At 69.3% G+C, this 24,513-nt stretch carries 22 protein-coding genes and 1 pseudogene; 14 read left to right on the plus strand and 9 right to left on the minus strand.

Annotation, left to right across the window (positions count from 1 at the left end; all coding sequences use genetic code 11):
* Window positions 1–133: 133 nt before the first annotated feature.
* Window positions 134–1,312 carry a sensor histidine kinase gene (locus OHA21_RS50530; protein ID WP_328467996.1) on the plus strand — a complete coding sequence of 393 codons (1,179 nt, stop codon included), beginning with the start codon at window positions 134–136 and terminating at the stop codon, window positions 1,310–1,312.
* Window positions 1,309–1,998 carry a response regulator transcription factor gene (locus OHA21_RS50535; RefSeq protein WP_328467998.1) on the plus strand — a complete coding sequence of 230 codons (690 nt, stop codon included), beginning with the start codon at window positions 1,309–1,311 and terminating at the stop codon, window positions 1,996–1,998. The genes OHA21_RS50530 and OHA21_RS50535 overlap by 4 nt, the downstream gene beginning before the upstream one ends.
* A gap of 27 nt (window positions 1,999–2,025) precedes the next feature.
* On the opposite strand, the gene OHA21_RS50540 is transcribed toward OHA21_RS50535, so the two are convergent.
* A complete protein-coding gene (locus OHA21_RS50540) occupies window positions 2,026–3,480 on the minus strand; it encodes a glycoside hydrolase family 43 protein (protein WP_328468000.1) in 1,455 nt (484 codons plus the stop codon).
* Between the two features lie 182 nt (window positions 3,481–3,662).
* On the opposite strand from OHA21_RS50540, the gene OHA21_RS50545 reads away from it, so the two are divergent.
* Entirely contained in the window at window positions 3,663–5,315 is a 1,653-nt protein-coding gene (locus tag OHA21_RS50545) for a methyl-accepting chemotaxis protein (protein WP_328468002.1), read from the plus strand.
* Window positions 5,316–5,326: 11 nt separating this feature from the next.
* Here the strand turns inward: OHA21_RS50545 and OHA21_RS50550 are convergent, their stop codons facing one another.
* Window positions 5,327–5,965, minus strand: coding sequence for an SDR family NAD(P)-dependent oxidoreductase (locus tag OHA21_RS50550; RefSeq protein WP_328479045.1), 639 nt, complete (start codon window positions 5,963–5,965; stop codon window positions 5,327–5,329).
* A gap of 207 nt (window positions 5,966–6,172) precedes the next feature.
* A pseudogene (locus OHA21_RS50555) lies at window positions 6,173–6,331 on the minus strand (SDR family NAD(P)-dependent oxidoreductase); the annotation flags it as partial.
* Window positions 6,332–6,384: 53 nt separating this feature from the next.
* Between OHA21_RS50555 and OHA21_RS50560 the strand changes: the two are divergent.
* On the plus strand, window positions 6,385–6,705 hold the full coding sequence (locus OHA21_RS50560; protein WP_328468004.1) for a PadR family transcriptional regulator: 321 nt from the start codon (window positions 6,385–6,387) through the stop codon (window positions 6,703–6,705).
* Between the two features lie 382 nt (window positions 6,706–7,087).
* On the opposite strand, the gene OHA21_RS50565 is transcribed toward OHA21_RS50560, so the two are convergent.
* Complete coding sequence (locus tag OHA21_RS50565) at window positions 7,088–8,758, minus strand: ISAzo13 family transposase (RefSeq protein ID WP_442874930.1); 1,671 nt, start codon at window positions 8,756–8,758, stop codon at window positions 7,088–7,090.
* A 1,047-nt stretch (window positions 8,759–9,805) separates the two neighbouring features.
* On the opposite strand from OHA21_RS50565, the gene OHA21_RS50570 reads away from it, so the two are divergent.
* Window positions 9,806–10,891, plus strand: coding sequence for a hypothetical protein (locus OHA21_RS50570; protein WP_328468006.1), 1,086 nt, complete (start codon window positions 9,806–9,808; stop codon window positions 10,889–10,891).
* Here OHA21_RS50570 and OHA21_RS50575 read toward each other — a convergent pair.
* From OHA21_RS50575 to gabT, 3 genes are all read right to left on the minus strand, one after another.
* Window positions 10,860–11,633 carry an SGNH/GDSL hydrolase family protein gene (locus OHA21_RS50575; RefSeq protein WP_328468008.1) on the minus strand — a complete coding sequence of 258 codons (774 nt, stop codon included), beginning with the start codon at window positions 11,631–11,633 and terminating at the stop codon, window positions 10,860–10,862. The two genes, OHA21_RS50570 and OHA21_RS50575, sit on opposite strands and share 32 nt — an antisense overlap.
* A 217-nt stretch (window positions 11,634–11,850) precedes the next feature.
* Window positions 11,851–13,227 carry an NAD-dependent succinate-semialdehyde dehydrogenase gene (locus OHA21_RS50580; protein ID WP_328468010.1) on the minus strand — a complete coding sequence of 459 codons (1,377 nt, stop codon included), beginning with the start codon at window positions 13,225–13,227 and terminating at the stop codon, window positions 11,851–11,853.
* A gap of 118 nt (window positions 13,228–13,345) precedes the next feature.
* A complete protein-coding gene (gabT, locus tag OHA21_RS50585; RefSeq protein WP_328468012.1) occupies window positions 13,346–14,668 on the minus strand; it encodes a 4-aminobutyrate--2-oxoglutarate transaminase in 1,323 nt (440 codons plus the stop codon).
* A gap of 70 nt (window positions 14,669–14,738) precedes the next feature.
* On the opposite strand from gabT, the gene OHA21_RS50590 reads away from it, so the two are divergent.
* A complete protein-coding gene (locus tag OHA21_RS50590; RefSeq protein WP_328468014.1) occupies window positions 14,739–15,614 on the plus strand; it encodes a LysR family transcriptional regulator in 876 nt (291 codons plus the stop codon).
* Between the two features lie 37 nt (window positions 15,615–15,651).
* Entirely contained in the window at window positions 15,652–16,431 is a 780-nt protein-coding gene (locus OHA21_RS50595) for a hypothetical protein (protein WP_328468016.1), read from the plus strand.
* A 3-nt stretch (window positions 16,432–16,434) separates the two neighbouring features.
* Here the strand turns inward: OHA21_RS50595 and OHA21_RS50600 are convergent, their stop codons facing one another.
* Window positions 16,435–18,930 carry an ATP-dependent Clp protease ATP-binding subunit gene (locus OHA21_RS50600; RefSeq protein WP_328468018.1) on the minus strand — a complete coding sequence of 832 codons (2,496 nt, stop codon included), beginning with the start codon at window positions 18,928–18,930 and terminating at the stop codon, window positions 16,435–16,437.
* 225 nt (window positions 18,931–19,155) lie between these two features.
* Here OHA21_RS50600 and OHA21_RS50605 point away from each other — a divergent pair, with 225 nt between their 5' ends.
* The 7 genes from OHA21_RS50605 to OHA21_RS50635 all read left to right on the plus strand — a co-directional run bounded on the left by OHA21_RS50605 (window position 19,156) and on the right by OHA21_RS50635 (window position 22,722).
* A complete protein-coding gene (locus OHA21_RS50605) occupies window positions 19,156–19,503 on the plus strand; it encodes a hypothetical protein (RefSeq protein WP_328468020.1) in 348 nt (115 codons plus the stop codon).
* A 157-nt stretch (window positions 19,504–19,660) separates the two neighbouring features.
* On the plus strand, window positions 19,661–20,335 hold the full coding sequence (locus OHA21_RS50610; protein WP_328468022.1) for a DivIVA domain-containing protein: 675 nt from the start codon (window positions 19,661–19,663) through the stop codon (window positions 20,333–20,335).
* A gap of 64 nt (window positions 20,336–20,399) precedes the next feature.
* Window positions 20,400–20,732 (plus strand): YbaB/EbfC family nucleoid-associated protein, encoded by a 333-nt coding sequence (locus OHA21_RS50615; RefSeq protein ID WP_328468024.1) that lies wholly within the window; start codon window positions 20,400–20,402, stop codon window positions 20,730–20,732.
* Window positions 20,726–21,046: a WXG100 family type VII secretion target gene (locus OHA21_RS50620; protein WP_328468026.1), complete on the plus strand. Its 321-nt coding sequence runs from the start codon at window positions 20,726–20,728 to the stop codon at window positions 21,044–21,046. Before OHA21_RS50615 ends, OHA21_RS50620 begins: the two co-directional genes overlap by 7 nt.
* A complete protein-coding gene (locus OHA21_RS50625) occupies window positions 21,043–22,032 on the plus strand; it encodes a WXG100-like domain-containing protein (RefSeq protein WP_328468027.1) in 990 nt (329 codons plus the stop codon). The genes OHA21_RS50620 and OHA21_RS50625 overlap by 4 nt, the downstream gene beginning before the upstream one ends.
* Before the next feature lie 11 nt (window positions 22,033–22,043).
* Entirely contained in the window at window positions 22,044–22,340 is a 297-nt protein-coding gene (locus OHA21_RS50630) for a hypothetical protein (protein WP_328468028.1), read from the plus strand.
* 58 nt (window positions 22,341–22,398) lie between these two features.
* Window positions 22,399–22,722, plus strand: a complete 324-nt coding sequence (locus OHA21_RS50635) for a hypothetical protein (RefSeq protein ID WP_328468030.1) — start codon at window positions 22,399–22,401, stop codon at window positions 22,720–22,722.
* A gap of 84 nt (window positions 22,723–22,806) precedes the next feature.
* Here the strand turns inward: OHA21_RS50635 and OHA21_RS50640 are convergent, their stop codons facing one another.
* Window positions 22,807–24,507: an acyl-CoA dehydrogenase family protein gene (locus OHA21_RS50640; protein ID WP_328468032.1), complete on the minus strand. Its 1,701-nt coding sequence runs from the start codon at window positions 24,505–24,507 to the stop codon at window positions 22,807–22,809.
* Between the last annotated feature and the right edge of the window lie 6 nt (window positions 24,508–24,513).

Raw genomic sequence — 24,513 nt, forward strand, 5'->3', positions numbered from 1 at the left:
GATCCCGGAGAAACGGCCGGCGGTCGTCCGGCCTGCGCAGGCGCCGGTGTACTGCATCCGCGGTATCCGGCGTGCGCCTCGTTACTGCGGGAACAGGACGATGCGGCGGGCCCGGCCGCCTACCGTCGTGATCGTGCAATACCTGGAACATCGGTGGGTGCCGCCCTGGCTCAACCGTCATCGGGCGCGGCTCGGTGACGTGGTGCTCGCGGCTGCCCAGCTCGTGGTGGTCCTGCGGCTGGACGGCGGACCGGTCACCGGATGGCTGGCTCTGCTGGCCCTGTTCGCTGCCGGGGCCACCCTGCTCCGCCGGCGGTACCCGGAGCATCTCCTGGCTCTGACCACCGTCCTAGCGGTGATCACCATCGTGGCCGGGACGCCGGGCGGCGGACTGTTCATCACGGTCGGCGTGCTGACGTACTCGGCCGCGCTCTACAGTTCGCGCCGGCGTCCCTGGTTCTACGCCGCGGTGGTGTGGGGCACGCTGATCGCCGCCGGGACCGCGAAGCACGGCTGGAGCTGGTGGGAGCCGGGCCAGTTCGGGCTCTTCGCCTTCATCTTCGGCGGGGCCGGGGCCGGCGACTCGACCCGGATGCGCCGCGCCTACATCGCCGAGGTGACCGAACGGGCCCGCCAGGCCGAGCTGACCCGCGAGGAGGAGGCCCGGCGGCGGGTGATGGACGAGCGGCTGCGCATCGCCCGCGAACTGCACGACGTGGTGGCCCACCACATCGCGGTGATCAGCGTGCACGCCGGAGCGGCCGACCACGCGTTGCGCGACCAGCCGGAGAAGGTGTGGCCGGTGCTCGGGCACATCCGTACCGCCGCGGACACCGTCCTCGAGGAGATCAAATCGGTGATCAGCGTGCTGCGCGACCCGGACGAGATGACCAGCACCGAACCGACCCCCGGGATGGACCGGCTGCCCGACCTGCTCGACGGGCTGCGGGCCATGGGCTTCGCGGTCCGGCAGCAGCAGCGCGGCGACACCCGGCCGCTGCCCGCGGTGGTCGACCTGGCCGCGTTCCGGATCGTGCAGGAGGCGCTCACCAACGCCCACAAGTACGGCGACGGCAGCGCGCTGCTCGACATCGAGTACGGCCCGGACACCGTCGCCCTCGAGATCACCAACCGAACGGCCCGGCCGCAGCCGCACAGCTCCGGATCCGGTCTGGGCCTGATCGGCATGCGGGAACGGGCCGCCGCCGCGCACGGCACGATCACCACCGGGGCCATTGCGGGCGGCTCGTTCCGGGTCCACGCCGTGTTGCCCGCGGCAGCGATGGACAGCGACCGGAAGGTGCTGACGTGACGATCCGGGTGCTGCTCGCCGACGATCAGGCGCTGATCCGGGCCGGCTTCAAGATGATCATCGACGCCGATCCCGGGCTGGCGGTGGCGGGGGAGGCCGAGGACGGGCGGGAGGCGGTCGACCTGTGCCACACCGCGCGGATCGACGTGGTGCTGATGGACATCCGGATGCCGCACATGGACGGCATCGAGGCCACCCGGCGGATCGCCGCCGACGAGCGGCTGGCCGGGGTACGCGTACTCGTGCTGACCACGTTCGACAACGACGACAACGTGGTGCTCGCGCTGCAGGCCGGGGCGAGCGGATTCCTCGGCAAGAACGTCGCGCCGGCCGAACTGGTGAACGCGATCCGGGTGGTGGCGGCCGGTGAAGCACTGCTGTCGCCGAAGGCCACCCGGGGGCTGGTCAGCCGGTTCATCCACCAGATCCGGTCACCGGCGGTGCGCCGGCTGCCGGCTCTGGACCTGGTCACCGAGCGGGAGATGGAGATCATGGTGCTGGTCGCGCACGGGCTGAGCAACGACGACATCGCCCAGCGGTTGCACGTCTCGCCGCTGACGGTCAAGACCCACGTCAACCGTACGATGATCAAGCTGAACGCTCGGGACCGGGCGCAACTCGTCGTCATCGCGTACCAGAACGACCTGCTCAGACCGACCGACGTGCTGCCGGAACCGGGCCGGTGAGCCCGGCCCGGTCACGACTTCGATCTCTCAGCTGGTGATGCGGAACGTGGCGTCGCCGCGTTCGGTGGCGGTGCTGATCGGGTCCACCCGCAGCAGGTAGTTGTAGTGCCGCAGGTAGCGGGTCGGATAGTTGTAGGACTGGAACGACGACCAGCTCGCGTCGGCCAGGCCGGCCACCTGCCGGAATGTCGAGTCGGCCGCGAACGTGCTGGTCCCGTCGTTGGGCGCGAGAACCATGTCGTAGTTGTAGTGCCGCAGGTAGTAGCCCGGGTAGTTGGCCGATTCGAACGAGACGTACCCGGAGTTGTTCGCCAGGCCCGGCACCACCCGGAACTGGGCGTCCTGCGCCGGGCTGACCGAGGCGTCGATCCGGACGTCGAGGTTGGAGTGCCGCACGTAGCGGGTCTGGAAGTTGTACGACTGGATCCGGTTGAGCGGCGTCGAGGTGCCCCACTTGGCGAGCACCCGGCTCTCCTCGGCGGCGGTCAGGTTCAGGATCGAGCCGTGCCGCTTGCGGGTGACGCCGAGGCTGTAGTCGGTGCGGGTCCGGAAGTTCTGGGTGCTGCCCAGGTTCGTCGAGGTCACCGGCATGTACCCGCGGCCGGTGGCGTACTGGTCGAGCCAGAGGTTCCACTCGTTCGTACCGTTGGTCTGCGCCCACATCGGGCCCTCGACCACGTTGCCGCCGGTGGCGCCGTTGGAGATGCCGAGGTGCTGCAGGTCGCCGATCCGGGTCCAGGAGCCGAGGATCGAGTTGCTGCCCTCGATGGTGATCTGCCCGTCCGCCGAGGCGCGGTAGTAGCGGTAGCCGCCCAGGCTGTTCGGCACCTCGATGATCTGGGTGTCGATGATGCCCTGGCCGGTACCCCGGTCGATGTAGAGCTGCGGGGCGGTGAAGGTGCGGAAGTCGCTGGTCCGGACGTACCAGATGCGGTGCTTGGTCACGCCGTTCAGTGCCGAGTTGGTGGCCCAGTAGACGACGTAGTCGCCGGTGGCCGCGTTGTAGACGGCCTCGGGCGCCCAGGCGTCCCCGGCCCCGGTGATCGCGCCGGCCACGTTGAGCAGCCGGGGCGCGGACCAGTTGACCAGGTCGGTGGACTCCCAGACGACCAGTGACTTGCTGCCGCGGTTGGCGGCGTCGCTCCACGAGGTGCCGCTGGCGATCCGCAGGTCGGTGGCGATGATCCAGTACCGGTTGCCGGCGGGGTTCCGGATGATGGCGGGGTCGCGGACGCCCTGGGTGCCGACGGTGGAGAGCAGGACCGGGCTGCCGTTGTTGAGGTCGGTCCAGTTCCGGCCGTCCTTGCTGTGGGCCAGGTAGATCTGCTCGCCGCGGGCCGACTCCCCGATGAAGTGGGCCATCAGGTAGCCGGTGAACGGGTCGAGGGCGGCGGCCGGGCTCACGACGGCCAGGGTCCAGCCGGTGACGGTGAGGATGGCGAGGCTGAGGAGGGTGCTGATCCGGACGAGGATTCTATGCATCGGACCTTCTCTGCTGGGGATTCTGTTAGCGCTAACGCATCGCTCGGTGTCGCTGCAACAGATTGTTTCGGAGTGTTGACGGCCGTAACTTTCTTGTCAAGATGTTCGGGGTGGCGCGCCGGGATGTGAACGTTGCCGTAGGTCGGCCTCATCTGTCGGCCGAATCTGCCGATGAGTCGGACATGGGAATCGGAGTGCGGCCGAGTGCAGGCCAGGTCACCGCGAAGCGCAACCCGGTGGCGGGCCGGCTCGCCGACTTCGGGGTGGGTACCAAGATCTACGTGTCGGTGCTCGCCATCGCCGTCGCCGCACTGGCCATCGGCGCCCTCGCGATCAGCCGGATGAGCACCCTCAACGACGGCATCACCGAGATGAAGACCCGGCATGTCGATGCGCTCGTGCAGCTCAGCATCCTGCGCGGCGCAGCCGGTGACGGCTTCCAGGGTCTCTTCGGATGGGCCATCAACACGGAGGCCGCCGCCAAGGAGAACTCCCGGAAGCTCGCCGAGGAGGCGGACACGCATTTCGTGACCGCGCTGGACTCCTACCGGGCCCTGGCCACCGACTCGCCGGAGCGCATGGAGGCGGCGCGCAAGCTCGGTGACACGTTCGCCTATTACCGCAACCTGCGCGACGTGGCCCTGTTCCGCGAGGCGCCGGCCGCCGGCTTCGAGATGCCCGCCACCGATCAGATCGTGCCGGTCTGGAACAAGACCCAGGCCGACCTCAAGGGCGCCATCGAGGAACTGCAGCGGGTCGAGTCCGCCGAGTCCGCCGAGATGGCCGCGGAGGCTGCGGCGACCTACCGGAACGCCCGTACCCAAATGATCATCTTTGTGGCGGTGGCGTTGCTGCTCGGTCTCGGCCTGGCGGCCTTCGTCTGCCGGGTCATCGTCCGGCAGCTCGGCAGCGTCTCCACCTCGCTCGCCGCGGTCGCCCAGGGCGACCTGACCGTCCCGGCCGAGGTGCAGGTCCGCGACGAGCTCGGCGGCATGGCGGTAGCCGTGAACACCGCCCGCGACGGCCTGCGCGAGATGGTCGGCGAACTGACCACCAGCTCGCAGGTGCTCGGGCAGTCCACCCAGCGTCTGACCGGCGCCACCGAGCGGATCGGCGAATCAGCCCGGGAAGCCTCCGACCAGGCGGACGCGGTCGCCGCGGCGGCCGGTTCGGTCTCCTCCAACGTGCAGACCGTCGCCGCCGGCAGCGAGGAGATGGGCGTCTCGATCCGGGAGATCGCCGAGAGCGCCAACGAGGCTGCCCGGGTCGCCTCCGAAGCGGTCGGCGTCGCCGAGACCACCAACGCGACCGTCTCCAAGCTCGGCGACTCCAGCGCCGAGATCGGCAACGTGGTCAAGGTGATCACCTCGATCGCCGAGCAGACCAACCTGCTGGCCCTCAACGCCACCATCGAGGCGGCCCGCGCCGGCGAGATGGGCAAGGGCTTCGCCGTAGTCGCCAGCGAAGTCAAGGACCTCGCTCAGGAGACCGCCCGGGCCACCGAGGACATCTCCCGGCGGGTCGAGGCCATCCAGTCGGACACCGCCAACGCGGTCGCCGCGATCGGCGAGATCTCGACGATCATCGCGCGGATCAACGACTACCAGCTGACCATCGCGTCGGCGGTCGAGGAGCAGACCGCGACCACCGGCGAGATGAGCCGCAGCGTCGGCGACGCTGCGCAGGGCAGCACCGAGATCGCCAGCACGATCACCGGCGTCGCGAACGCCACCCAGAGCACGACCGCCAACCTGGTCGAGGCGACCGGCACGGCGACCGAGCTCGCCGGGATCAGCGCCGAGCTGCAGCGGGTGATCGGCCGCTTCCGGATCTAGCTTCTGGCGACCTAGCGGTTCAGCAGATCCTTCATCTTGGTGGCGATGAGGCCCGCGGCGCGCCGCGGGCTCAGCCGGTAGAGCCGGTCCATCATCCGGGCGTCGGATCCGATCAGGACCCGGTACGCGTCGCGCTCCATCCCGTCGAGGATGTCCCGGGCGGCGCGTTCCGGCGTGGTGATCCGGCCGGCCTGCCTCGCCGCGGCGGCCTCGTCCACCGGCATCGCGACGCCCGAGTTGGCGCCGATGTTGGTGGCGACACCGCCCGGGAAGACGCTGGTCACCCGGACCGTGGTGCCCTCACACTCGGCGTGCAGCCCCTCGGTGAGCAGCTTCACCGCGGCCTTGGAAGCGCCGTAGATCGTCTGGCCCGGCACCGGCAGGAAGCCGCCCATGCTGGACACGTTGACGATGTGCCCCTCCGGCCGGTCCAGCAGCACCGGCAGGAAGGTCTTGGTCAGGTACAGCGTGCCGGACCAGTTGACCGAGAAGACCCGGTCGATGGTCTCGAAGTCCAGATCCTTGAGCCGTGTGAACGGCTGAATGATCCCGGCGCAGTGCACCAGGCCGTCAACCGCACCCCATCGCCGGGCGACCGTTGCGGGTAGTGCTTGCACTCCGCTCTTGTCCGCGACGTTCAGTTCGTGCACCGACAGCAGATCCCCAGGCCCGTCGACGGCTCCGCTCCCAGCCCCCACCGCGGTCCCGGCTCCCGCCCTGGTTCCGGCTTTCGTGTCGGCTCCGACCCCTGCCTTGGTTCCGGCTTCCGTCCAGGCTCCATCTTTCGCCCTGGCTCCGGCTTCTGTCCGGGCGCCGGGCTTGGCTGCGGCTTCCGTCCTGGTTCCGGCGGCGGCTCTGGCCTGGTCCGCGGCCAGCTTCGCGGTCTCCGCCAGCGCTGCCGCATTGAGGTCGACGGCCGCGACACGCGCACCACGCCGCACCGCCTCGAGCGCCACCGCACGGCCGATGCCACTGCCGGCACCCGTGACGACCAGTACTTTCCCTGCCGCCTTCATGTCGCTCCTCGAGGGGTTCCGACCCTATATAGAGTCCGGATACAGTGACCTGTATGCGGATCACCATACCGACCGCGCGGATCTTGGCCGCGCTCCTCACGGAGCCCGACGCGGATCGGTACGGTTTGGAGCTCATGCAGTCGACCGGCCTGGCCAGCGGCAGCCTGTACCCGATCCTGCACCGCCTCCAGGAGGCCGGCTGGCTCGAGGCCCGCTGGGAGCAGATCGACCCCTCCGCCCAGGGCCGCCCGGCCCGCCGCTTCTACCGCCTCACCCCGGACGGCGCCGTCAACGCCCGACAGGCCCTGGCCGAGCTCCGCGCCCAGACCTCCATCCCCGGTGCCACCCCCGGAACCCCCAACCCCGCCTGGTAGCCACTCAGCCTCACCCGGCACCTTCCCCGCCACGAAACAGCCCTGGCCGTTAGCCACCGCGCCCAGCTGTCGGCCAGTGTCGTCTCCCGCCCGCGGATGCAGCCGTGGGCGTCAGCCGCCGTGCCCAGCTGTCGCTCAATGTTGTTTCCCGGCCGCGGATGCAGCTCTGGCTGTCAGCCACCGCGCCCAGCTGTCGCCCAGTGTCGTCTCTCGCCCGCGGATGCAGCCGTGGGCGTCAGCCGCCGTGCCCAGCTGTCGCTCAATGTTGTTTCCCGGCCGCGGATGCAGCCACCGGCTACCGGCCTCCGGCATGATCAACTTCGGCCCAGGCACATCGCAGCCGACCCAGCCGTCACTCAGGCATGGAAGGGCTCGTCGATTTTTAACTCGCTGTTTTGATCAAGGCGGGTGCGGTGAATCCGGCGGCGCGGGTGTGAGCGGCGAGGTCGGTGTGGTTGGTGAGGCGGATGTTGCTGGGTTCGATGGGGTGCTGGATTTGGGTGAGCAGGGTGCGGGTGTTGCGGATGGCGACGTTGATGGTGGTGCCGGCGACGCCGAACAGATCGGCGATGACCTTGCGGGGCAGTTGGTAGCGGTCGTGGAGCAAGGTGGCCAGTAGTTGGTGGCTGAGGGTGACGCGGATCTTGCGGCCGCCGCCGCGGGGCCGGGCGTGGCCGCGCAGGTTGTGCAGGAACGCTTCGTGTTGGGCTTGATGGGGAACGGTGAGCCGGCTGATCAGGTCGTTCCATGCGCTGTCGGGCATGCCGGTGATGGCCGGGTGCACCAGCGCGGCCAGGTGATGCAGCGGTGGTAGGGCTGTCGCGGGTTCGCCGGCGGGTGTGGCCGGGTCGGGGCGCAGGGTGTAGTTCCAGTCGCCGTGCCAGTCGTGACGGTCGATGGCCAGGGTGCTCATCTGCTCGTCGGTGATGACGACGCCGGTCGGGTAGTGGCCGGTGTCGAGTTCGGCGTGCACGCGCAGCCCGCTGCTGGTGGTGGTCGCGGCGATCGTGTGGACGATGGTCTCGTGGCTGGTCAGGGGTCGTGCCCGCCAGTTCATCGAGATGTGGGCGAACAAGCGATGCTCGATACGGTTCCATTTACTGGTGCCGGGCGGGAAGTGGCAGACGGTGATCGGTAGCCCGATTTCGGCGGCGAGAGCGGCCAGATCCGTTTTCCAGGCGCGAGTGCGGTAGCCGTTGGATCCGCCGGCGTCCGCGGTGATCAAGAGCCGTCCGGCGTTCGGGTAGCGGTCACGGCCGTAGCCGTCCCACCAGCGGCGCAGAGTGGCGACGGCGAACGCGGCGGTGTTGTGGTCGGTGCCGACGGCGACCCAGCCGGTGTCGGCGGCCAAGTCGTAGACCCCGTAGGGGATCACCTGTCCCAGCTGCGGATCGGCGAAGTCGTGGGTGCGGACTACGGCCGGCTCACCGGCAGGCCGCCACTCGCGGCCCTTGTTCGCGAACGCGCCGACGAGTTCCTTCTTCTTCGTATCGACGCTGACGACCGGGTCACCGCTGGACAGATAATCCTTGACCTGCTCGTTGATGTAGCCGAACTGGGCGTCGCGGTCGGGATGGCGTCTGCCTTCCAGAGTCTTGGCATTGCCCTGAAGGCTGAATCCCTCACCGTGCAGCAGAGCAGCGATCGTGTCCGGCCCGGCCTTATGACCCCGCCCGGCCAGTTCCTGCGCAAGGTGGCGCAACGACTTCGTCGTCCATCGCAGCGGCGACATCGGGTCCCCCCGCTCGTCCGGCTCGACCAGCCCCAACAACGCCGGCATCAGAGCGGGATCATGTTCGGTCACCGGCTTCCGGCCGCCACCGGCACGGCGGACCCGGCCCAGCGGCGCCACCCCGGCCTCCAACTCATCGACGCCCGCAGCCACCGTGCCCTCCCGGACCCCGGCAGCTCGCGCTACCGCCCGGATCCCGCCATGCCCCAGCACCCGAGCCTCAGCACCCAGCAGCAACCGGCGTTGCCGCTCGTCCAGATGCGGCAAGATCACCTCAAACTTCGCTGCCAGCCTGCCCCGTTCCTCCTCCGATACCGCCATAACAGATCAACGCATCGAAATCCGCCAAGCAACGGCTTGTTCTTCGACGAGCCCGAATAGCGGCGGATTACCTGCGTGATCGCCGGCTCGGCTCGGCCGGCCGTCGCTCAGGCATGGAATAGCGGCCGGATTACCTGCGTGACCGCCGGCTCGGCCCGGCCAGCCGTCGCTCAGACATGGAACAGCAGCGTTATTAGGTGCGTCACGGCCAGCCGGGTTGGGTCCGGCTTGGGCTGAAGCACGGAATGGGGTCATCGGAGAGGTGCGTGGCGGCCAGCCGGCTGACGTGCGGGCAGTCTTGATCTTGTGGGCGCGAGTCGGCGAGCGGTGGGCGGCCAGCGATGGGCCGCGAGCGGTGGGCGGCGAGCGATGGGTGGCGAGCTGGGGCGCGGCAAGGTCGAGGTAGGGCGCCATCTGCAGATGGTGCTGGGGAGGCTGCAAAGGGAAACGGCGTGTGTCAGCAGCCACGCGGGAATTGGAAATAAAGCGGCTATATCAGCCGCCGCTGATAGTTGAAGCCCCATTTTGCTGCGCTTTTGGAATTAGCGCCACTTCTCGATGATCAAGGGGTTGACCGGGGATGAGAGGGCAGTAAGGTCTTTCGTTGCGCATTCTTCGGGATCGTTGAAGCGCGATTTAAGCCGCCCCTAACTGAAACTTAAAACAACCGAGGAAATGGACATGCGCGCAACGCATTCGATCGCGGCGGCGGTCGCCGTGATCGCCGCCCTGGCGACGGGAGCGTGCTCCAACGGCGACCCGGCAGCCACCGGCGACGCCAGCGAGGTCGCCGCGAACTCGGCCGCGCAGCCCGGTGCCGCGGCGGCCGCGGGAGCACCCGGCGCGCCATCCGCCGGACCGGAAGCTGGGCCGGGAGCCGGACCAGGAGCTGGGCTGGGAGCCGGACCAGGAGCCGGGCCGGGAGCTGGACCGGGCGGTGGGCCAGGCGCCGGACCCGGGACGGCGACTGCCGCCACTGGACCATGCGGCCGGAAAGCCTCCACCAAGCCCACAACCAGGATCACCGAGGTAAAGCTCGGCACAAAGGTGACCGGCTACAGCGGCGAGGCCGACACCGACCCCTTGCCGATGGCGATCGCGGCCCGCCCCGACGGCGGCTCCTGGCTGGCTTGGCGCGGCGCCGACGGCAAGGTCTACCTCGGCAAGCTGGGTTGCGACGACAAGCTGGTAGGCAAGCCCACCAGCTTCGCCGGGATCGACCTGCAGGATGTGCAGGCCGACGCCAACGGCGGCGTACTGCTGCTCACCCGCAAGGGCACCTGCGGCACCGGCCCGCTCTGCGGCGGCGAGTCCAGCCCGTGCAACACCATGCACATGATCCGGTTCGACAATGCCGGCAAGCAGGTCTGGCAGCGGCAGGTCACGAACCTGACCGGCGGGCGCCAGGGGTACGACGACGGGGCGCGGTTCGTCTGGTGGTACCAGCATCACGGCCGGCTGGCGACCGACGGCAAGAACTGGGCGGCCTATTTCGGTACGGCGATCACCGTCAAGAACGGCAACTGCGTCGACATTCACCAGGGCGACCGGATCCAGGTGGTCAACGCGAAGGGCAACCTGGTCAGCGGGCACAAGGACGCCGCCGAGGTCGGTTGCAGTCACGCCTGGACGTCGCGGATCGTCTGGGATCCGCGGACGAAGCGGTTCGTCGCGGTCTGCGCCACCGACAACAACTGCCGGATCGCGCGGCCCAACCCGTACCGGACGGTGGCCGCGGGCAAGTGCGACGGCACGCTCTTCGGTGGCGATCTGGTGCTTGCGAAGAGCAAGGGCTATTGGACTGCTTGGAGCCAGGGCGCATCGGTACGCCTTGAGCACTTCACCACCGGCAAGTCGGACACCACGATCCGCACCGGGGTGTCGTCCGCCCATCCGCACCTGGTGTCCTACGGCGCCGGGCGGATGCTGCTGGCCTGGCAGTCCGGGTCCACGATGGCCGCCCGGGTGTATGACTCCGGCACCGGCAAGGCGGTCGGCGCCCAGTTCACGATCAAGGTGAAGGACCACAGTTACCAGGCGTTCAAGGCGTACCCAGACGGCAGTGCCGCCTACCCGGCCGCCGGCAGTGGCAACACCTCGATCAGGATCGCTCGGGTACTGCCGGTGAGCTGACCGGCACCCAGTCCACGTACTTGCCGGTCCGGTTGTCGCCGGACGACCGGCCGGCGAGTCGTCGCTGAATCCACGGCAGGACATGCTCGCGGTAGTACCGGGCCTCGGCGATCAGGTTCAGTGAAGCAGCCGGTCCGGGCGCGATGACGTGTGCCTCGGTCGGGTAGCCGAGCGCGGTGAGCACCTTGCTGGCGACCCGGCGATGTCCGTTCGCGTTCAGGTGCAGGCGGTCGGTCGACCAGTAGTCGCGCCGCTGGATCTCCCGGTCGTTGAACATGTCGACGAAGACGACGTCGTACCTGTCCACGAACCCGCGGACCGCATCGGTCAGGGCCGCGCCCTTCGGGCGCATCCGGCTGCCGAACGGCAGATGCCCGGACGGGTCGGCGCCGCTGAGGAGCAGGACGCGTACGCCCGCCTCGTTGCACCGCTGCACCGCGCGTTCGGTCAGCCGGACGAGGTGGGCCAGGTCACCGCCTGGGCGCATCATGTCGTTGCCGCCGCCGTTGAGCGAGAGCAGGGTCGGCTGCGGGGAGAGAGCCAGTGCCGCGTCGAGTTGCTCGGTGACGATCGGTTCCAGCAGGCGGCCGCGGATGGCGAGATTCGCGTACTGAATCGTCTCGCCCTCACCGGCTGCGATGCCGGCGGCGACCAGGTCGGCCCAGCCACGCTCGGTCCCGTCCGGCTGGGTGTCGCCCAGCCCTTCGGTGAAGCTGTCCCCGATCGCGACATACCGCGTCATCTCGCCCTCCCCGCTGAAATCCGGCTGGTTAACAGGGCTGTTCGGAAGACCACGAAACAGCCGTGTTGACCAGCCCGACGCTACCGGGCGGTAGGCACCTTCTGCGCAGCCTTGTGGGCCGCACGACACCAAGCCAGCCGCCACCGAGCCGAGCCGGCCGGCGCCAAGCCGGCCCATGCCGAGCCGGCCGAGAACCCGAGCGGGGCGAGGCCCGGGATCAGGCCGGCCAGTCGACACTCAGGTAGCGGGTCTCCTGGAATTCGCGCAGCCCATCGCGGGCGCCCTCACGCCCAAGACCGCTCTGCTTCACCCCACCGAACGGCGCGGACGGATCAGAGACCAGCCCGCGGTTGATCCCCACCATCCCGGCCTCGATCGACTCGCCCAGGCGCAGAGCGCGGGCCAGATCACCGGCGAAGACGTACGCGGCCAGCCCGTACTCGGTGTCGTTGACCTGTGCGAGGAGCGCGGCCTCGTCGGTCCAGGTGACCACCGGCGCGACCGGTCCGAAGATCTCCTCGCGCAGAATCGCCGCCCCCGCCGGCACATCCACCAGCACAGTCGGCGGGTAGAAATGCCCGGCACCCTCCGGACAAGCAGCCTGATGGGCGATCCGGGCGCCGCTCTCCTCCACCGCGCGCCGAACCCGGTCGACCGCCGCCGCGCTGATCAGCGGCCCGATGTCCGACCCGTCACCGGCCGGCCCCACGATCAGCTTCTCCACCCGCGCGCCGAACCGGGCCACGAACTCGTCCGCCACCGCCGCGTGCACATAGAACCGGTTCGCAGCGGTGCACGCCTGCCCGCCGTTCCGGAATTTGGCGACCATCGCTCCGGCGACGGCAGCGTCCAGGTCGGCGTCCTCGGTGACGATGAACGGCGCGTTGCCGCCCAGCTCCATCGACGAGTTGACCACCCGGTCGGCGGCGTGCCGCAGCAGCACCCGGCCGACCGCGGTGCTCCCGGTGAAGGAGATCTTGCGGACCCGTTCGTCGTTCAGCCAGGCGCCGACGACGCCGGACGAGTCGGTGGTGGTGACCACGGTGACGACGCCGTCCGGCAGGCCCGCTTCGGTGAGCAGCCGGGCGACCGCGAGGGCGGTCAGCGGAGTCTCCGCGGCCGGCTTGAGGACCGCGGTGCAGCCGGCCGCGAGCGCCGGCGCGATTTTGCGGGTGGCCATCGCGGCCGGGAAGTTCCAGGGCGTGACCAGCGCGGCGACGCCGACCGGGTGATGCGAGACGAGGGTACGGGCGCCGCCCGCCGCAGCCTCCCCGTATTCGCCACCAGGCCGCACCGCCTCCTCGGCGAACCAGCGGAAGAATTCTGCTGCGTACGTCACCTCGCCCGCCGCGTCGGACAGCGACTTGCCGTTCTCCCGGCTGATCAAGCGGGCCAGTTCGTCCCGATCGCGCAGCATCAGCTCGAACGCGCGGTGCAGGATCTCCGACCGCCGCCGCGGCGCGGTCCGCGACCAGGAGGGAAAGGCGGCGGTGGCCGCGTCCACAGCCTGCCGCGCCTCGGCGACGCCCTGGTCAGGCACCTCGGCGACCACGTCGAGGGTGGCCGGGTCAAGGACTTCGAAGGTCCGGCTCATCGGGCGATCTCCTGGGGGGTGAGGTGGGGCGCGGCGCCGGCGGGGCGGCGGAAGCGAGGCACCGTGATAGCGGGCGCGGCGCCGGTGTGGCGGCGGATGCGAGGCGCGGCGGCCGCGCTCATCGCACGGCCTCGAAGGCGGCGTCGAGCACGTCGAAGGCGTCGTGCAGCAGCTCGTCGCTGATCGTGAGTGGGGGCAGGAAGCGCAGTACGTTGCCGTAGGTGCCGCAGGTCAGCACGATCACACCCTGTTGATGGGCGGCGCGGGCGACGTCCCGGGCGAGTCGCGGGTCGGGTTCGGTGCTGCCGGGTCGAACGAGTTCCACGGCGATCATGGCGCCGCGTCCGCGTACGTCACCGATGCGATCGTCTCGATCCCGCAACCGCGACAGACGCTCCACGAGCAAGCCCTCGATCTTCCGGGCCCGCTCGGCGAGGCCGTCGGCCTCGATCGTCTCGATGGCCGCGAGAGCGGCCGCGCAGGCCAGCGGATTGCCGCCGTAGGTGCCACCCAGGCCGCCCACGTGCGGCGCCTGCATGATCTCGGCACGGCCGGTCACCGCCGAGAGCGGCAGGCCACCGGCGATGCCCTTCGCGGTCACGATCAGGTCCGGCACCACACCCTCACGCCCACAGGCAAAGAGATCACCGGTACGCGCGAAGCCCGTCTGCACCTCATCAGCGACGAAGACGACGCCGCTGGCCCGGCACCAGGCCGCCAGCGCGGGCAGGAACCCGGGCGCCGGCTCGATGAACCCGCCCTCACCCTGAATGGGCTCGATGACCAGCGCCGCCAGGTTCTCCGCGCCGATCTGCTTGTCGATCTGGTCGATCGCGCGGGCCGCCGCGGCCGCCCCGTCCAGGTTCCCGTCCCGGTACGGGTAGGACCCCGCAGCCCGGTACACCTCGGGCGCGAACGGCCCGAACCCGTGCTTGTACGGCTTGCTCTTCGCCGTCATCGCCATGGTCAGGTTCGTCCGCCCGTGGTACGCGTGATCGAACACCACGACCGCGTCCCGGCCGGTGTGCACGCGGGCGATCTTCACCGCGTTCTCCACCGCCTCGGCGCCCGAGTTGAACAGCACCGTCCGCTTCTCGTGGTCACCCGGCGTGATCCGGTTGAGCGTCTCGGCGACCGCCACATATCCGTCGTACGGCGTGACCATGAAGCAGGTGTGGGTGAAGGCCTCGAGCTGCGCGGCGACCGCTGCCTGCACGCGGGGCGCGCTGGCGCCGACCGAGGTGACGGCGATCCCGGAGCCCAGGTCGATCAGGTGGTTGCCGTCGACGTCGACGACGATGCCGCCACCGGCGCGGGCGGCGAAGACCGGCATCGTGGTGCCGACGCCGTCGGGGACCGCCGCGGTCTTGCGGCTCATCAGGTCGAGGGAGCGGGGGCCGGGGAGGTCGGTGACCAGCCGGCGCTGCTGTTCGATGCTCACGCCGCCAGTCTCGGATCGCCCGCTATGCCTGTCCATTACCATCTGAGCACCTCAGCTATGCCTCGGAGGCATGATGGAGCTCCGGCACCTCCGGTACTTCGTGACCACCGCGGAGGCCGGCACGGTCAGCGGCGCCGCCGAACGCCTGCACCTCACCCAGCCCGGTCTGTCCCGCCAGCTGCGGCAGCTCGAACGCGACCTCGGCGTGGTCCTCTTCGACCGCTCCGGCGGCCGGCTGGCGCTCTCGACCACCGGCCGGGAACTCCTCCCGCAAGCCCGTGACCTGCTCCAACGTGCCGACGCGTTGCGGGTCGCGGCAGGCTTCCACGCTCAGGGCCGGCTGTCCCGGCTCACCATCGGCGCGCCGACGGTCACCCTGACCGACGTGGTGTCGCCCTTCATCGCGACGCTGGCGCCCGAGGACCCGACCATCGACGTGCTCGGCGCGGACGGGCTCTCCCCGGCGGAGACGCTGCGGCTCGGCGCCGACCTGGCGATCGGCACGGTCCGCCCGGCGGCGCCGTACCGGTCGCGGGCCCTCGCTGTGCTGCCGGTCTGGGCGTACGTGCACGAGGGCCACGCGTGGGCCGGCCGGGGCAGCGTGCCCCTCGCCGAGCTGCTGGCCGAACCGCTGATCGCGCTGCCGCCGGCGTTCACCGCGCGGCAGTCCCTCGACAACGCCGGCGCCGGATATGCGACGGCGATCGAAGCCGCCAACGGCACGGTCGCGCAGGCTCTGGCCGCCGCGGGCCGGGGGATCGCGGTGGTCTCCGACGATCCGCGGTTCGGGTTGGTCCCGCTCGCCGTGACCACCGGTGACCAGCGGCTCAGCATTCGGCTCGCCGCGGTCTGGGACTCCCGGCACGTGGCCGCCGCGACCATCGCCGAGTTCGCCGGCCGGCTCGGCCGGTTCGTTCGTCGCCGATACGACGCCCCCGCCGAGTGACCCCCGGCGATATCATCCGGGGTAGGCGGTGAGCAGCATGACTGATCACAATCGAGGGACGCCTCGGCGGGGGCGGGCCCGGAAACGGGCGATTCGCGCGCAGGCGGCCCGCGCCGGCGTCGCCTACTCCGTCGCTGCGCGCCAACTGGACGCGGTGGGTCTGCAGTCCGGCGAGACGATCGCCAGTTACGGGCGCACCATCTACCCGGCCGGGCACGACACGCACCGTCAGCGTCTGGTCGAGGAGCGCGCTTTGCGTACGTTCGAGCAGCGCCGAGCGGACACCCGGCGCGCCGCGCTGCTGCCGGACGGACGGGCTCAGCACCTGGTGGAGCGGTTCCCACCGACCCGCGGCCGGCCGGGCTCCCGGGTCGGGATGCTCTATCACGGCGAGGGCCGCCAGGGGCTGCTCTCGATGCTGTACTCGGCGGTTGCCGCCCGCGCCCCGGGCCTGGTGCCGCCGGTCGGCAGCCTGGCCTGGATCGCCGAGATGGGCGAGGAGACCGCCGTCGACATGGAGTGCGCCGACCTCGACCGGGAGGCCCGGGCGCTGGTGGGCCGCGAGCCGTTCGACGGGCCGCACTTCACCGGCGTCCGGCAGATCCTCGACGCGCTGCTGATGGTCGCCAACGACGGCCATGCGCCCGGCGCGCGGGTCCGGATCCTGACCGACCCGTACCGGAATCGGACCGCGACCATCGTCGGCGCGGAGTGGGGGCCGCCCGGCCCGCCCACGGCGTACCGGGTGCAGGTCGAAGGCACCGCGACCGTGCTGACCACGGTGCCCGGCGAGCTGGTCGTGCTCGCCGGGCAATGACGGCTACTTCTCGTCCTCCCCGCCCGCGGCCGCGGGCACCTTCTCCCGGCCCTTGCTGCGGAAGGTCAGCTTCTCCGGTTTGCCCTTGCTGTCGACCACCACGGTCTGGCCGGGCCGCAGCTCGTTGAAGAGGATCTGCTCGGAGAGCGGGTCCTCCAGGTCGCGCTGCACGGTGCGGCGCAGCGGCCGGGCGCCCATCACCGCGTCGAACCCCTTGGTGGCCAGGAACTTGCGGGCCTTCGCGCTGACCTCCAGGCCCATGTCCTTGCTCTTCAGCTGCTCCGCGATCCGGGCGACGAAGATGTCGACGATCTTCAGGATCTCGTCCTCGGAGAGCTGGTGGAAGACGATCGTGTCGTCGATCCGGTTCAGGAACTCCGGCCGGAAGTGCTGCTTCAGCTCGTCGTTGACCTTCGTCTTCATAAGCTCGTAGTTGTTCTCCGTGCTCTCCGACGTCTGGAACCCGAGCTGCACGGCCTTCGCCGCGTTCCGCGTGCCCAGGTTCGTCGTCAGGATGATGACCGTGTTCTTGAAGTCGACGATCCGGCCCTGGCCGTCGGTCAGGCGACCGTCCTCCAGGATCTGCAGGAGCGTGTTGAACACGTCCGGATGCGCCTTCTCGATCTCGTCGAACAGCACCACCGAGAACGGCTTGCGCCGCACCTTCTCGGTCAGCTGGCCACCCTCGTCGTAACCCACATATCCGGGAGGCGCCCCGACCAGCCGCGACACCGTGTACCGATCGTGGAACTCGGACATGTCCAGCTGGATCAGCGCGTCCTCGGAGCCGAACAGGAACTCGGCCAGCGCCTTGGACAACTCGGTCTTACCCACACCGGACGGACCGGCGAAGATGAACGAACCACTCGGCCGCTTAGGATCTTTCAAACCAGCCCGGGTACGCCGAATCGCCTTCGAAACGGCCTGGACAGCGTCCTCCTGGCCGATCACCCGCTTGTGGAGCTCGTCCTCCATGCGCAGCAGGCGCGTCGTCTCCTCCTCGGTCAGCTTGTAGACCGGGATGCCCGTCCAGTTGCCCAGGACCTCGGCGATCTGCTCGTCGTCGACCTCCGAGACGACGTCGAGATCGCCGGCCTTCCACTCCGTCTCCCGCTGCGCCTTGGTCCCGAGATACTGCTTCTCCTTGTCGCGCAGCTGCGCCGCCTTCTCGAAGTCCTGCGCGTCGATCGCGGACTCCTTGTCGCGGCGGACCTGGGCGATCTGCTCGTCGAACTCGCGCAGGTCCGGCGGCGCGGTCATCCGGCGGATCCGCATCCGGGCGCCGGCCTCGTCGATCAGGTCGATCGCCTTGTCCGGCAGGAAACGATCCGAGATGTACCGGTCGGCCAGCGTCGCGGCCGCGACCAGGGCGGCGTCGGTGATGCTGATCCGGTGGTGCGCCTCGTACCGGTCCCGCAGGCCCTTGAGGATCCGGATCGTCATCTCCAGATTGGGTTCCTCCACCCGGACCGGCTGGAAACGGCGCTCCAGGGCGGCGTCCTTCTCCACATACTTCCGGTACTCGTCGCTGGTCGTCGCGCCGATGGTCTGCAGCTCACCGCGGGCCAGCATCGGCTTGAGGATGCTCGCGGCGTCGATCGCGCCCTCGGCGGCACCCGCACCCACCAGGGTGTGGATCTCGTCGATGAACAGGATGATGTCGCCCCGCGTACGGATCTCCTTGAGCACCTTCTTCAGGCGCTCCTCGAAGTCACCGCGGTAGCGGGAACCGGCGACCAGCGCGCCCAGGTCCAGCGTGTAGAGCTGCTTGTCCTTGAGCGTCTCGGGCACCTCGCCCTTGACGATCGACTGGGACAGACCCTCGACCACGGCGGTCTTGCCGACGCCGGGCTCGCCGATCAGCACCGGGTTGTTCTTGGTCCGGCGGGACAGCACCTGCATGACCCGCTCGATTTCCTTCTCCCGCCCGATGACCGGGTCGAGCTTGCCCTCGCGCGCGGCCTGGGTCAGGTTGCGCCCGAACTGGTCGAGGACCAGCGAGGTCGCCGGAGTGCCCTCGCCGCCGGCCGGGGTGACACCCGGCACCGGTGGCTCCTTGCCGGGGTAGCCGGAGAGCAACTGGATCACCTGCTGGCGGACCCGGGCCAGATCGGCGCCGAGTTTCACCAGCACCTGGGCGGCGACGCCCTCGCCCTCCCGGATCAGGCCCAGCAGGATGTGCTCCGTACCGATGTAGTTGTGTCCCAACTGCAACGCCTCGCGGAGCGACAGCTCCAGCACCTTCTTGGCGCGGGGGGTGAACGGGATGTGCCCGGCCGGCGCCTGCTGGCCCTGACCGATGATCTCCTCGACCTGCTGCCGCACTCCCTCAAGAGAGATGCCCAGGCTCTCCAGAGCCTTGGCCGCGACGCCCTCACCCTCGTGGATCAGGCCGAGCAGCACGTGCTCGGTCCCGATGTAGTTGTGATTCAGCATCCGGGCCTCTTCCTGGGCCAGGACGACAACCCGACGCGCTCGGTCGGTGAACCGCTCGAACATGCCCATCACGTCCTCGAGCGGGCACCCACGTCACCCGCCGGACGGACGGCGCGCACGCACCGCAGCGGTCTCTCGGCGCTGAGTCGGAGACTCTTGGCCACGTCGCATGGTTGACGTGGGCAGCCACTCGTGGCACGGGCGGGCGCTCCACCCACCAGCATGCTAACCCAGTCACACCAACCCCGGCGTGATCAGCTGTCACCCCTGCTGGCAAGCTTTTCGCTCGTGGAAGCGATCCGGCTGATTCTGCTCTTCATCCATCTGATCGGGTTCGCGCTGCTGCTGGGCGGCGCGATCACGCAGTTCCTGTCCGGTAAGTACCGGATCAACCCGGCCGTGCTGTGGGGCGCGGTGATCCAGCTCGCCTCCGGCCTGCTGCTGTCGGCGCCGCTGCGCGGTGGGGGCGACGACGAGCCGAATCCGATCAAGCTCGGCGTGAAGCTGCTCTTCGCCGTACTGATCTTCATCATGGTCTTCATCCCGCGGAAGCGGACCGAGATCAACAAGGGGCACTTCATCGGCATCATCGCGCTGACCGTGATCAACGCGGCGGTCGCCGTCTTCTGGCACTGAGGGCGGGCACCAACCGCCAACTCGGGCACCGCCGCGGCCAGCGACTTCAGCCGGGGCAGCGTACGCTCGATCAGCCGCCGGTGGTCGACGGCCGTAAGATACTGCCCAGTAGGATCTCTGCCGCACCACCGCAACCGAGGGGAAACCGGGAAGCACGATGCCGCTCACTCCAGCAGACATCCACAACGTCGCCTTCAAGAAGCCTCCGATCGGCAAGCGGGGCTACGACGAGGAGGAGGTCGACGCGTTCCTGGACGAGGTCGAGCAGGAGCTGACCCGCCTCCTGGAGGAGAACGGCGCCCTCCGCGACCAGATGCAGCGCGGCGGTGGCGGCAACGCGGCCTCGACCATGGTGCTCAACAACGAGTTCGCCGACCTGACCGCCCAGCTGGAGCGGCTGCAGGAGGCCCGCGCCCGCGCCGAGCAGAACGCGCGGAGTGTGCAGTCCCAGCTCGAGCGGGCCCGCAGCGCGGCACCGGCCGGTCCCGGCCCGTCCGCCGGCGACGACGACCGCAACTCCCGGGTGCTGATGATGGCGCAGCGCACCGCCGATGAGCACATGCGCGACGCGCAGCGCGAGTCGGAGACCATCATCACCAACGCGCAGACCAAGTCCGAGCAGCTGGTCAGCGAGGCACAGCTGAAAGCCAGCACCATCGAGACCGACGCGCGGCGCAACCACACCGAGGCGATGGACAGCCTGGTGGAGAAGCGGGCCGCCCTGCTCGACGAGATCGAGCGCCTGGGTCAGCTCGCCTCCAGCTACCAGGAGGCGCTCACCAACCACGTCACCCAGCAGCTGATGGACCTGACGAGCAACCCGGAGACCTGATCTTCTCTTTTGAGTGACCGCCCGCCACTGAACCAGGTGGCGGGCGGTTGCTGTATACGCCCGCATGGATGCCTTCGTAGGTCAGGCCGCCGACGGGCGGGTGCAGGTGGAACTGGACGCCGACGGCACGCTGCGGGATATCGTTCTGGACCCGCGGGTGGCGTACCTTCCGGTCGAGGAGCTGCGGGTCGCGCTCCTCACGGCCTTCGCCTCTGCTTTCGAGGAGGTCCAGTCCCAGCCTCCACCCGAGTACCCCGCTGCTTCCGCGGCTTCCGCGGCTTCCGCGGAAGAGCTGAATTCGGCGCTGACCGAGGCCACCGACGCCGCTGAGCGCCGGTTCGCCGAGATCTCCACCGCGCTGTTCGACATCAGCCGGCGGGCGGGCCGGTCATGGTAGAGCAGGTACGCCTCGACCCGGACAGCGTCGCCGCGGCCGGTCGCGAGCTGGCCGGGCGCGCCCAGCAGATGATCGACGAGAACGCGGCGCTGGAGAACGCGGTGGCCGGCTCCGGCAGCCCGTGGGGCGGTGACGAGGCCGGGAGCGTGTTCGGGCTCGCGTACCAGGCGGTGGTCGGCGAGGCCTTCGAGGCGTTCGCGTCGTACACCGAACAGGTCGGCTTCGCCGCCGCCACCCTGGTCATGCAGGCCCGCTCGGCCGCCGAGACCGACGACGCCAACGCAGCCTCCCTCTACGGCGGCCCGCCGTCATGACCATCACGCTGCCCGACGCCCTCACCGAGCCGCTCAGCTGGATCGGCCTGGAATGGCCGGAAGCCGACGAGGACCAGCTGCAGGCCGACGGCCAGGCCTGGATCGACCACGGCACCCGGCTGCGCGCCCACGCCGAACAGGCCACCGCCACCGCCCAGCAGGTCTGGATGTCCAGCGAAGGCGCCACCATCGAAGCCTTCGAACGCTGGTGGAACACCGAGGACGGCCCCCACCGCCACCTCAACGACGCGGCCACCGCAGCTGAGCTGATCGGCGCGGCGCTGATCGCGATGGCCGGGGTGACCATCGCGATGAAGACGGCGTTCATCGCCCAGCTGACCGCCCTGGCCTTCCAGGTCGGCCAGGCAGTGGTCACGGCGTTCGCCACCGCGGGCGCGGCAGCGGCCCAGATCCCGGTGTGGATCGCGCTGACCCGGGTCGCCTGCCGCAAGCTGATCCAGCAGGCCATGGCCCTGGTCGAGGGCCAGATAGCCACCATGCTCCGCAAGGCCGCGACCCTGCTGAAGAAGGCCGGCCGCAAGGACTTGGCGGACCGCGTCACCGCACGCAGCAAAACAACCGCGCTCAAGGGCCTGCTGCGTGAGGTGGAACTCGCCGACGTGCGCAGCCCGGTCGACGGTGCCAACTTCTACTCCGGGAAGACCGACGCGGGCAAGCGAATGCGCGAGTACGCCGAGGCCAATGTCGACGGCGTCAACTCCGTCGTCCTGGAGCAGACGCCGGGCGGCAAGAAATTCGATGACAAGCTGTTGTACGAAAAGGGTTCACCGATCGACTTCGACCAAGCGGACGTCGTCTGGACGCGGCTGTCACAACGGTATGCCGAGAATGCTCAGGGTGAGGTGACCGCCTGGATCCATCAACCGAATCCGAACAGCGTCTGGTTGACCTCGGAGCGGGACGCTCTGGCGAAGAACCCGGCCGTCACGAACATTAACGTGATCGATCCGATAGCGGCACCGTAGGGAGAACAGCCGTGGCAGTGGAGGAATTGAACAGTCAGGAGTCACGCAACGACCGGGGCGTGCTGTTGCGCAGCGTCGATCGGGAAACCATGCAGGTCGAGTACCAGGGACGGACTCTCGACCTCGACGTGGACCGGGCGCCGGGTTCCTACGGCTTCTACCTGCCGAGCGATCCGTTCTGGAACGACGGCACCTCGATCTCGGAGGAGACCATGAGCCTGATCAAGGACTCGATCCGGGAGATCCGGGGCCATAAGGGCGTCGAAGTGATGTTCAAGATCGATGGAGAGTGGATCAAGGCGGAATAGCGACTGACGCCGCGGAGGCCTCACAGTGGCAGTGCGAGCGGATGCGAGGAAGGCCGGTGTGAATATTGAGATCCTGAACGATCAGGCGGCGCGCAACGATCGGGGTGTGCTGCTGCGCAGCATCGATCGCGAAACGATCCGTGTGGAGTATGAGGGCCGGACTCTGGACCTGTCGGTGGATCGAGCGCCTGATTCCTACGGGTTCCATCTGCCGAGCTCTCCGGTCTGGAGCGATGGCGGCACCATCCCGGACGCGACCATGGAGCTGATCATGGACTCGGTCGTGGAGATCCATCGCCATCAGGGGGACCCAGGCCGAGTTCTCGATCAACGATCAACGATCAATGGGTCATTCCGGAATGAGGGCGTATGCGCAGCGTGACGCCGAGCGCTGCCATGACGGTGCGAGCACTGGAATCGCAAAGCGCTGAGTGGCCGGGGCCGGTGGGGCGGCCCCGGCCGGCGGTCAGGGGTGCATCTCGTAGGCGCCTACCAGGGAGAGGACCTGCTGCCAGACCTGGGCGGTGCGGGCCTCGTCGATCACCGGGCGGCGGATCTGGGTGAGGGCCCACTCGGCCTGTTCGTCCGTGGTTGCGGCCTTGCCGTGCAGCTCCGTCGCGTATTCGGAGAAGTCGCGGACCAGGATTGCGAAGATCTCGTCGAGGAGGGCGCCGTCCAGGTCGGTCAGGGTGGCCTGTTCCAGGATCAGCTGGCCGTAGACGACCAGGGCGAACAGCTGGCCCAGGGAGAGCAGGAAGTCCAGGTCGGCCTGCTGGGTCTCGTCGGGCGCGTGCTTGAGCAGCAGGTCGCAGAGGCCGTCGGCCTGGGTGCGGAAGCGGGCCACGTTCGGCACCGCCGCGTGGGCGTCGTACGCGAGACGCCAGTCGTGGAACTGGATCTGGCCGAGGCCGCGGGCCGGGCCCTGGCGGAACAGGAACTCGTCGTCGGAGGCGTCGTGCCGGGTCGGGACCGGCGAATACTCAGCAGGGCGGAACAAATAGTTCGGCATGAACTTGAGGATCAGCGCCAGGTTGACGTGCACCGTGCCCTCGAGTTTGGGCAGGCCGCGGATGTCCTTGGCGGCCTTGTCGAAATAGGTGTCCGCCTCGAAGCCCTTGGCCGCGATCACGTCCCAGAGCAGGTCGATGACCCGCTCGCCCTCGGTGGTGACCTTCATCTTGGTCATCGGGTTGAACAGCAGGTAGCGGCGGTCGTCGGGGCCGGCCGAGCGGAAGTAGTCCACGGACCGGTCGGCGAAGAGCTTCATGGCGACCAGCCGGGCGTACGCGTCGGTCAGCTCCCGCCGCACATGCGGGAAGGCGGTGACCGGCTTGCCGTACAGGATCCGCTGGTGTGCGTGGGTGACCGCCTCGTACATGGCGTGTTCGCAGATGCCGATCGCGGCCGTGCACAGGTTGAACTTGCCGACGTTGACCGTGTTCAGCGCGGCGTCGAAGGCGGCCTTGCCGGTGTGCAGGATGTCCTGCGGACCGACCGGGTAGTCCTCGAGCCGGAACTCGCTGACGAACATCTGCGAGTTCACCACGTTCTTGACCAGGTGATAGGCAGGGTGGCGGCTGTCGGCGGCGAAGAACACGTAGCCGTCCGGGCCGTCGACGTCGGCGCGCCGGCCGAAGACCGAGACCAGGCCGGCGACGTTGCCGTTGCCGATGTAGTACTTGCTGCCGGTCGCCCGGAAACCGCCGTCGGCGGTGGGCGTGAGGATCATGTCGGTGGCGTAGATGTCCGCGCCGTGCGAGCGCTCGGAGAGCCCGAACGCCGTCACGTGCCCCTCGTCGAGCAGTTGCGCGGCGCGCTGCCGGGCTTCCGCGTTGCCGCTCTGCCAGACCGGGCCGAGGCCGAGCACGGTGACCTGCCACGTGTACCAGTAGTTGAGGCCGTAGAAGCCGAGGATCTCGCTGAGCGCCACGTTGCGGGCGGTGTCCCAGCGGGTGCCGGCGCCGTCGGCGCTGGGCGTCAGAAACTTCGCGAAGAGCCCGGATTTGCCGGCGAACTCCAGGAAGTCCGAGTACCACTCGCGGTCGATGTGTGCCTGGAGGAGCGCCTTCTTGCCCCGCTCCTCGAAGAAGTCGATCGTGGCGCGCAGCAGGCGGCGCGACTCCGGGTCGAGGTGCGCGGGGTCGTAGGTATGCGGGTTGAGCAGCAAGGGTGG

The organism is Actinoplanes sp. NBC_00393, from assembly GCF_036053395.1.
In the GTDB taxonomy this organism is placed as follows: Bacteria; Actinomycetota; Actinomycetes; order Mycobacteriales; family Micromonosporaceae; genus Actinoplanes.

What these genes read in the sequence shown, in the direction of transcription:
- OHA21_RS50610 (WP_328468022.1), top strand. Translation starts at nt 19,661, where the DNA reads ATGCCGCTCACTCCAGCAGACATCCACAACGTCGCCTTCAAGAAGCCT.
- OHA21_RS50580 (WP_328468010.1), bottom strand. Translation starts at nt 13,227, where the DNA reads ATGAGCCGGACCTTCGAAGTCCTTGACCCGGCCACCCTCGACGTGGTC.
- OHA21_RS50560 (WP_328468004.1), top strand. Translation starts at nt 6,385, where the DNA reads ATGCGGATCACCATACCGACCGCGCGGATCTTGGCCGCGCTCCTCACG.
- OHA21_RS50600 (WP_328468018.1), bottom strand. Translation starts at nt 18,930, where the DNA reads ATGTTCGAGCGGTTCACCGACCGAGCGCGTCGGGTTGTCGTCCTGGCC.
- OHA21_RS50625 (WP_328468027.1), top strand. Translation starts at nt 21,043, where the DNA reads ATGACCATCACGCTGCCCGACGCCCTCACCGAGCCGCTCAGCTGGATC.
- OHA21_RS50620 (WP_328468026.1), top strand. Translation starts at nt 20,726, where the DNA reads ATGGTAGAGCAGGTACGCCTCGACCCGGACAGCGTCGCCGCGGCCGGT.
- OHA21_RS50590 (WP_328468014.1), top strand. Translation starts at nt 14,739, where the DNA reads ATGATGGAGCTCCGGCACCTCCGGTACTTCGTGACCACCGCGGAGGCC.
- OHA21_RS50575 (WP_328468008.1), bottom strand. Translation starts at nt 11,633, where the DNA reads ATGACGCGGTATGTCGCGATCGGGGACAGCTTCACCGAAGGGCTGGGC.
- OHA21_RS50595 (WP_328468016.1), top strand. Translation starts at nt 15,652, where the DNA reads ATGACTGATCACAATCGAGGGACGCCTCGGCGGGGGCGGGCCCGGAAA.
- OHA21_RS50540 (WP_328468000.1), bottom strand. Translation starts at nt 3,480, where the DNA reads ATGCATAGAATCCTCGTCCGGATCAGCACCCTCCTCAGCCTCGCCATC.
- OHA21_RS50565 (WP_442874930.1), bottom strand. Translation starts at nt 8,758, where the DNA reads ATGGCGGTATCGGAGGAGGAACGGGGCAGGCTGGCAGCGAAGTTTGAG.
- OHA21_RS50545 (WP_328468002.1), top strand. Translation starts at nt 3,663, where the DNA reads ATGGGAATCGGAGTGCGGCCGAGTGCAGGCCAGGTCACCGCGAAGCGC.
- OHA21_RS50615 (WP_328468024.1), top strand. Translation starts at nt 20,400, where the DNA reads ATGGATGCCTTCGTAGGTCAGGCCGCCGACGGGCGGGTGCAGGTGGAA.